Annotated in this window: 8 protein-coding genes and 1 pseudogene; all 9 read left to right on the top strand. The window is 70.8% G+C overall.

Annotated elements, in window-relative coordinates:
- Nucleotides 1–263: 263 nt before the first annotated feature.
- Nucleotides 264–665, top strand: a pseudogene (locus tag ACE3T5_RS05220) (DUF2306 domain-containing protein); the annotation flags it as partial.
- Nucleotides 666–695: 30 nt separating this feature from the next.
- On the top strand, nt 696–1265 hold the full coding sequence (locus tag ACE3T5_RS05215; protein ID WP_374665194.1) for a DUF6622 family protein: 570 nt from the start codon (nt 696–698) through the stop codon (nt 1263–1265).
- A gap of 34 nt (nt 1266–1299) precedes the next feature.
- Entirely contained in the window at nt 1300–1599 is a 300-nt protein-coding gene (locus tag ACE3T5_RS05210) for a 2TM domain-containing protein (RefSeq protein WP_374665190.1), read from the top strand.
- Entirely contained in the window at nt 1596–2630 is a 1035-nt protein-coding gene (locus ACE3T5_RS05205) for an alpha/beta hydrolase family protein (protein WP_374665188.1), read from the top strand. The genes ACE3T5_RS05210 and ACE3T5_RS05205 overlap by 4 nt, the downstream gene beginning before the upstream one ends.
- Entirely contained in the window at nt 2627–3652 is a 1026-nt protein-coding gene (locus tag ACE3T5_RS05200; protein ID WP_374665186.1) for an alpha/beta hydrolase family protein, read from the top strand. The genes ACE3T5_RS05205 and ACE3T5_RS05200 overlap by 4 nt, the downstream gene beginning before the upstream one ends.
- A 27-nt stretch (nt 3653–3679) precedes the next feature.
- Nucleotides 3680–3961: a 2TM domain-containing protein gene (locus ACE3T5_RS05195; RefSeq protein ID WP_374665184.1), complete on the top strand. Its 282-nt coding sequence runs from the start codon at nt 3680–3682 to the stop codon at nt 3959–3961.
- Nucleotides 3961–5010, top strand: coding sequence for a sensor histidine kinase (locus tag ACE3T5_RS05190; protein ID WP_374665182.1), 1050 nt, complete (start codon nt 3961–3963; stop codon nt 5008–5010). Before ACE3T5_RS05195 ends, ACE3T5_RS05190 begins: the two co-directional genes overlap by 1 nt.
- Nucleotides 5011–5029: 19 nt before the next feature.
- Nucleotides 5030–5878 carry a LytR/AlgR family response regulator transcription factor gene (locus ACE3T5_RS05185; protein WP_374665180.1) on the top strand — a complete coding sequence of 283 codons (849 nt, stop codon included), beginning with the start codon at nt 5030–5032 and terminating at the stop codon, nt 5876–5878.
- An 82-nt stretch (nt 5879–5960) separates the two neighbouring features.
- Nucleotides 5961–6911: a LysR family transcriptional regulator gene (locus ACE3T5_RS05180; RefSeq protein ID WP_374665178.1), complete on the top strand. Its 951-nt coding sequence runs from the start codon at nt 5961–5963 to the stop codon at nt 6909–6911.
- Nucleotides 6912–6943 lie beyond the last annotated feature (32 nt).

The raw sequence follows: 6943 nt of genomic DNA, 5'->3' as shown, positions 1-6943 counted from the left end.
CCACCAGCGCCGCGCCGGCCGCCCACCACTTCCAAGAGACGTTTCGCATGCGGGCCATTGTAGGAAGCGCTCATCCATGGCCGGTTTCGGGCTTGTAAAGCTCTTGCGAAGCCCGGGGGCACGCGCGGGCGGCCTGCATTTCGCGCCGCGCGGCCGGCATTTCGCGCCAGGCGCCGGCCGTTTCGTCTCAGCCGCCTTGGGGCCTGGGGGCGCGGCCGGCACAGTCCGCCCATCGCAAGCCAACCCCTTTTCCGGAGAGCCCCATGCAAATGACCCCCGTGATCGCCGTCCACATGACGGCCGCCCTCGGTGCCGTCGTCACCGGCCCGGTCGCCCTGTGGGCGCGTCGCGGCATGCAGCAGCGCCCCCGCCTGCACCGCGCCTTCGGCTACGCCTGGGTGACGCTGATGGTCGTGGCCGCCGTGTCGGCCCTCTTCATCCGCGACTACAACCTGCCCAACATCGCCGGCTACACCCCGATCCACCTGCTGGTGCCGCTCACGCTGTCCAGCCTGTTCGGTTCCTTCCGGGCGCTCGCCCAGGGCAACATCGCGCTGCACCGCAAGTACATGACGCAGCTCTACATCGGTGCCTGCCTGGTGGCCGGCGTCTTCACCCTGCTGCCGGGCCGCTACCTCGGCGGGCTGTTCTGGGGGGCCATCGGCACCGGCCTGCAGGCGCTGCTGCAGCCGCACGTGAACGCGGATTCCCTGAAGCTGGTGCAGCTGCTGGCCTTCCAGCCGCAGGCCGTGGCGGCCATCCTGAAGGGCACGCCGGTCTGGGTGTGGGGCCTGCTCGCCGGCCTGCTCGCCCTGGGCTTCAGCCAGGTGCGTGACCGCACGGCCAGCCTGGTGCGCGTGTCGGTCATGCCCGTCGCCATGACCGTCTTCTCGGTCGCGGGCATCGTCACCGCCTTCGGCCGCGTGCCGGGCCTCGCCACCGTGCTGGCCCTGTGGCTGGCCGTGGCCGCGGTGGTGGCGGGCGTGGTCGCGCTGGGCCAGTCCGGCGCCACCTACGACACCCGCAGCCGCCAGTACACGCTGCCTGGCAGCTGGATGCCGATGCTGCTGATCGCCGGCATCTTCCTGACCAAGTACGCCGTCGGCATCGAGCTCGCCATGCAGCCGAACGTGGTGCTGGAAGCCGGCTTCACCCTGCCCGTGGCCGCCGTGTACGGCGTGTTCACCGGCCTGTTCATCGGCCGCGCCGCCCGCCTGTGGCGCCTGGCCCTGCGGCCGGCGGCCCTGCCGGCCCTGGCCGCCTGAACGCAACGCCCCCTCATTCATCTGGAGATTCATCATGCGTCACGACCGCCACCTCGCCGAAGCCACCACCGACCTGGAGCGCACCGCCCGCCGCCGGGCCGCCATGAAGATGGGCTGGTACACCCACGCCCTCGTCTACGTCGCCGTCAACACCATGCTGGCCACGCTGTCGATGCTGGGCGGCAAACCCTGGGCGATCTTCCCGGCCCTGGGCTGGGGCCTCGGCCTGGCGATCCACGGCCTGGTGGTGTTCATCGGCACGGGCGGCGGTGGCTTCTACGAACGCCAGCTCCAGCAGGAACGCGCCCGGCTTGCGAAGGAGGGCTCGCTGTGAACACCCTTCGCCTGCATCTGGGCGTGGCCGCGCTGGCGTTGATCGGCGCCCTCCTCCACCCGGCGCCCGCCTTGGCGCAGACCGGCATGACCGAGATGAAGGCCGGCAACCTGCCCGTCACGCTGGTCTACCCCACCGAGGCACGCAACACGGCGCATGCCTTCGGCCCGTTCCGCATCGAAGCCGCCCTGGGTGCCGCGCCACGCCGCGGCAACGGCCGGCTGGTGGTGCTCTCCCACGGCTCCGGTGGCAGCGCCATCGCGCACTTCGACCTGGCCCGTACCCTGGCCGATGCCGGGTTCGTGGTGGCCACCCCCGAGCATGAGGGCGACAACTGGCGCGACAAGCGCCTGGCCGGGCCGGAATCGTGGAAGCGCCGCCCGGGCGAGATCACCCAGACCATCGACGCGGTGCTGAAGGACGCGCGCTTCGCGCCGCTCCTGAAGGGCGACCGCGTCGGCGTGCACGGCATGTCCGCCGGCGGCGTGACCGGCCTCGCGCTGGCCGGCGGCGAATGGAGCCTGGCGCGGCTGATCAGCCACTGCGTCACCCATGCCAGCACGGATGCCGGCTTCTGCTTCTACGACCTGCGTGGCGCGGCGCGCGAGGAGCGCGCGGCCGTGTATGCACGCGGCGACGCGCCCCCCGGTGCGGATGCGCTGCAGGGCGGTGCGGCCGCGCGCGACCCGCGTGTGGCGGCGATCGCCCTGACCGTGCCGCTGGCCGCGGTGTTCACGCCCGAGAGCCTCGCGCGCATCCAGCTGCCGGTGGGGGTGATGGAGGCCTCGGCCGACAAGCTGCTGCTCCCCCGCTTCCACTCGTCCTACGTACTGGCCGGCTGCGCGCGCTGCACGAGCCTGGGCCCGCTGCAGGGCGCCGGCCACTTCGACGTGCTCTCGCCCTGGCCCGAGGCGATCTCCAAGCCCCTGGCGCAGGTGCCTGGGTGGGGCCCCGAGCCCGGCTTCGACCGCGCAGCCCTGCCGGCAAGCTATCGGCGCATCGCCGCGTTCTTTGCGAAGGAACTGAAGTGAGGCGGCTTCTCGCCGGCCTCGCCGTCACCATCATCACGACGGCCGCCTGCGCCGGCACCGGCCAGACCACGCTGCCGGGCCTGCAGGGCGATGGCCCGGTGACGGCCTTCTACCCGACGGCCGCGCCCGACCAACCCACGCAGCGCGGCCCGTTCACCGTGCCGCTGGCGCCCGATGCCGAGCCGGCGCGCGGCAACGGACGGCTGGTGATCATCTCCCACGGCTCCGGCGGTAACCCGTGGGTGCACACCGATCTGGCCCGGACGCTGGTGGCCGAAGGCTTCATCGTCGCCTTCCCGCAGCACCGGGGCGACCACACCGGCGACTTCAGCACACCGGGGCCCGAGAGCTGGAAGCTTCGGCCCGCCGAGGTGTCCCGCGCCATCGACGCGGTCGCGGCGGACCCGCGGTTCGCGCCCCTGCTGAAGCTGGACAAGGTCGGCGCCTTCGGCGGCTCGGCCGGCGGCCACACCATGCTCAGCCTCGCGGGCGGCCGCTGGTCGCCCGGCCAGTTCCGCCGCCACTGCGAAGCCCGCATCAGCGACGACTTCTCCTCCTGCGTGGGCTTCATCACCCGGCTGAGCGGCGGCTGGCTCGACGGGCTGAAGAAGGCGATCGCGCTGGGCGTGATCCGGCAGCGCTTCGACGACGACACCTGGCAGGCACACGCCGACGCGCGCATCGCCGCGGTCGTCTCGGCCGTACCGTTTGCCGCCGACTTCGACATGGCCTCCCTCGCGGCGCCCCGCATCCCGCTGGCGCTGGTCACCGCGGCGCGCGACGTGAACCAGATCCCGGCCTTCCACAGCAGCGCCGTGCTGGCCGCGTGCCGGACCTGCGAGCACCTGGCCGACCTGCCCGATGCCAGCCACGGCGTGATGCTCTCGCCCATGCCGCCGCTGCCGGCAGGCAGCATCGCCGAAGCGCTGCTGGCGGACCCGCCGGGGTTCGACCGCGCCACCGTCGTGCCGGCGGTGCAGGGCCGCGTCGTGGCGTTCATGCGCCGGCACCTCCTGCCGTGACCCCCCTCCCCTAGAATCGTGCGCAAGATGCCGCTCACCGACGAAGAGATCGACCGCCTGGCGCGCAAGCGCACCAACGCCAAGCTGGGCTGGTACATGCATCTCGCGATCTACGTGGTGGTGAACCTGTTCATCTTCGCGATGTCGCAGCATGCCTTCGGCCAGCGCCCCTGGTCCGTCTATCCGCTGCTGGGCTGGGGGCTGGGTGTGGTGCTGCACGGGCTGTCGGTCTTCGTGCTGGGGTCGGGCAGCGGCCTGCGCGAGCGCATGGAAGAACGCGAGCGCGAAGCCCTGCGCCGGCGGCAGTGATGCGCATCGACTGGATCGGCAAGCTGCGGCACCTGCTGCAGACCCTGGCCTTCTGCCTGGCGATTGCCACGCTGCAGGTGGCCTTCACGCCCGAGCGGCCCTATGCGCCGGTGGTGGCCTACTCCATGGCCATCGGCTTCTTCTCGTGGGCCATCATCGACCTGGGGCGTGACTTCATGCCCTCGGCCCGCGAGACGGGCTGGCCCACGGGCCTGAAAGGCGGCGCCCTCGTCGCGACGGGCATCGTCGGCGGCTTCGTGCTGGGCACGCTCGCGGGTGATCTGCTGTGCCGCACCTTCGGCCTGTACCAGCCCGGCACCGCCCACCTGGACAAGATGCCCGGGCTGCGTGGCTCCATCCTCATCACCGCCATGGCGGGGATCGTCGTCAGCTACTATTTCTATAGCACGAACAAGAGCGCCTACCTGGAGCGCAAGATGGGCGAGGCGCGCCAGCATGCGGACGAGGCGCGCCTGAAGCTGCTGGAGACGCAGCTGGAACCGCACATGCTGTTCAACACGCTGGCCAACCTGCGCGCGCTGATCCCGGTGGACCCGGCGCGCGCGCAGGAGATGCTGGACCACATGATCGCGTACCTGCGCGCCACGCTCGACGGCTCACGCAGCACCACGCACAGCCTGCAGGCGGAGTTCGACCGCCTGCACGACTACCTGGCCCTCATGGCCATCCGCATGGGCCCGCGCCTGGCCTACGCGGTGGTGCTGCCCGACGACCTGGCGGGCGAGCAGGTGCCCACGCTGCTGCTGCAGCCGCTGGTGGAGAACAGCATCCGCCACGGGCTGGAGCCTCAGGTGGCCGGCGGCACGATCCGGGTGAGCGCGCGCCGCGAGGGCCGCTTGCTGGTGCTGGAAGTGGCCGACACCGGCGTGGGTGGTGAGCGCGTGCCGGAAGATGCCAAGGGCTTCGGCCTGGCGCAGATCCGCGAGCGGCTGGCCACGCTGTATGGTCCCGCGGCCAAACTGCGCTTCGAGATCGCGCCGGGGGCTGGCGCCACCGCGCGCATCGAGCTGCCACTGGGCGCGGGCTGACCGCCAGCCAGGAGCCTGCATGAACGCCACCGCCATCATCGCCGAGGACGAACCGCTGCTCGCGGCCGCGCTGCGCATGGAGTTGCAGCAGGCCTGGCCCGGCCTGGAGGTGCTGGAGATGGTGGGTGACGGCGCTTCGGCGGTGCGCAGCGCGCTGGCCCACCGGCCCGACGTGCTGTTCTTCGACATCCGCATGCCAGGCCAGACCGGCCTGGAGGCCGCGGCCGACCTGGCCGATGCCTGGCCCGAGGGCGGCAAGCCGTTTCCCGCGCTGGTGTTCGTGACCGCCTATGACCAGTACGCGGTGCAGGCGTTCGAGACCCAGGCGGTGGACTATGTGCTCAAGCCGGTGCAGCGGGCTCGGCTGGCGCGCACGGTGGCCAAGCTGCAGCAGCAACTGGCCGGTCGGGTGCAGGCAGCCGCGACCGCCCCGGCGTCGGACACCGCCGGCCTGGACGCGACGCTGGCCCAGTTGCGCGCGCTGCTGGCCGCTGGTGCGCCACTTGGCGCCGGCCAGGCCGCTGCATCGCCGGCAGGTGCCGCCCCGCTGAAGGTGATCCAGGCCAGCGTGGGCACCAGCATCCGCATGGTGCCGGTGGACGAGGTGGACTACTTCGAGGCCGCCGACAAGTACGTTCGCGTGCTGGCTGGTGCGCACGAGTACCTGATCCGCACGCCGCTGAAGGAACTGCTGCCACAGCTGGATGCGCAGCGCTTCTGGCAGGTGCATCGCGGCACCGTCGTGCGCGCCGAGGCCATCGAGACGGTGACGCGCGACGAGGCGGGCAAGCTTTACCTGCACCTGCGCGGCCGTGCGGACCGTGTGACGGTGAGCCGGCTGTACGCGCATCTGTTCAAGGCGATGTAGCCAATGGCGGAAGGGCGTGGTGTGCGGACTTCTCCTGGCTTGCCGCCTGTGTTCGGGCCTGCGGCTGTGGAAAAATGCTCGCGTGGATCAACTTCGCGCTCTCCGCGTTTTTGCCCAGGTCATCGCCGAAGGCAGTTTCGCGGGTGCAGCCCGGGCACTGGATCTGGCGCCGGCGGTCGTTACCCGGGCCGTTTCTGATCTGGAAGACCATCTGGGCGTCCGGTTGTTGAACCGGACCACCCGAAGGCTGGCGCTGACCGAGGCGGGAGAGCGCTATCTTGAGCGCGCCCGGCGTGTGCTGGCCGAGCTCGACGAGGCGGATGCCCTTGCTGCCACCGACAACCAGGCGCCCAGGGGGACCTTGAGCCTGCTGTGCCCGCCGGCATTTGCAAGCCACCAGCTCATGCGACACCTGCCTGCCTTTCGGGATCGGTTTCCAGACATCCACCTGGAGATCCTCGCGGTCGGGCCTGTTGAGGCAGCCGACGAGACCTTCGATGTCTCCATCCTGTCCATCGGGCAGCAAGCCCTGCAGGGGGACTTTGTGGTACGCCCACTCGCTGCATCCACCCTGGTTCTGTGCGCCTCTCCTGCCTATCTCAGCCGCTGCGGTCAGCCCCACGAGCCAGAAGACTTGCTGAAGCACCTGGGCCTGCTTCCGGATGTGGCCGCCGTTCGGCGCGAACTGACCCTCTTTCACGGCTTGCCTGCTGCCACCGGCGAGGCGCGGCGCGTGCTGAGGCTGAACACGCGACGACCCGCCATTTCGACCGCTCAGCTGGACATTCTTTACGCCGCAGCGGTCAACGGACTGGGGATCGCCGGGCTGCCAACCTTCATGGTGGTAGACGCCCTGCGGGAGGGGCGCCTGGTCCGCGTCTTGCCGGACTGGAACGGCGGAACCCTGCAGCTGTTTGCCGCCATGCCCACGCGCAAACATGTTCCCGCGAGAACGCGGGCGTTTGTGGATTTTCTGGTCGAGACGTATGGTGGAAGCCCGCACGATCCTTGGCTTCCAGACTGCCGGCCTTGATCGGTCGTGATTGCAGGGGTGGTCCCTTGTGC

The organism is Ramlibacter sp. (assembly GCF_041916345.1).
Taxonomy (GTDB): domain Bacteria; phylum Pseudomonadota; class Gammaproteobacteria; order Burkholderiales; family Burkholderiaceae_C; genus Ramlibacter.
The sequence above is the reverse complement of the archived record's forward strand: the minus strand, read 5'-3'. Positions and strand labels throughout refer to the sequence as shown.